General features: G+C 43.4%; 1 protein-coding gene. It reads right to left on the bottom strand.

Annotation, left to right across the window (positions count from 1 at the left end; genetic code table 11):
* Positions 1–722: type VI secretion system Vgr family protein (locus tag R7E78_RS26500; protein ID WP_318058659.1), on the bottom strand; the 722-nt coding region annotated here is incomplete at both ends.

Below are 722 nucleotides of genomic sequence, written 5' to 3'. Positions count from 1 at the left end.
TCAAAGAGATTTGTCCTGCTTTCAATGCGATTGCAGAGCCATTGATAGAAATCTTGTTGCCCTTAATGTTGATTTCGCCAGAACTCGACATTTGAATTGAGGCTCCACCGACTTTAATTTCAATACTTTTCCCTGCATTGAGGGACAACACTTTTCCAGTGTCAGAGGTATAGTTCTCTCCCACCTTTAACATCGCATTTTTTCCAACGTCTTGAGTTACATCGTTGGTTACTTTCTCAACTTTATTGTTCTCAACCACAATATCCACGCAGTCTTCGACTAACATTTGGAACAACTTTTCTGCGTGAAGGTAAATGTGTTCTTCGCCAGGTTTATCTTCAAAGCGTAACTCGTTGAAATTGGCGTTTCCTTTTTGAACTGAGCGGGACTTAAAACCGCTTTGAGAACTTTTCTCTGGAAGAGAATACGGGGGCAACTGGCTCCCGTTATACAGCGCACCCGTGACAATAGGTTGATCTGGGTCGCCATTCACAAACTCTACGATAACCTCTTGCCCTACCCGAGGATGAAACACCGCACCCCATCCATTTCCGGCAACACTTTGAGCAACTCGAATCCAACACGAACTATTTACATCGTACTTACCCAAACGATCCCAATGGAACTGTACTTTTATTCTGCCATGTTTATCAACGTATACCTCACCGTCTTTATTACCAGTCACAATGGCTGTTTGAAGACCTGTAATGTGCGGTTTAGGG

It is taken from the genome of Vibrio sp. YT-19(2023), from assembly GCF_033337395.1.
The sequence above is the reverse complement of the archived record's forward strand: the minus strand, read 5'-3'. Positions and strand labels throughout refer to the sequence as shown.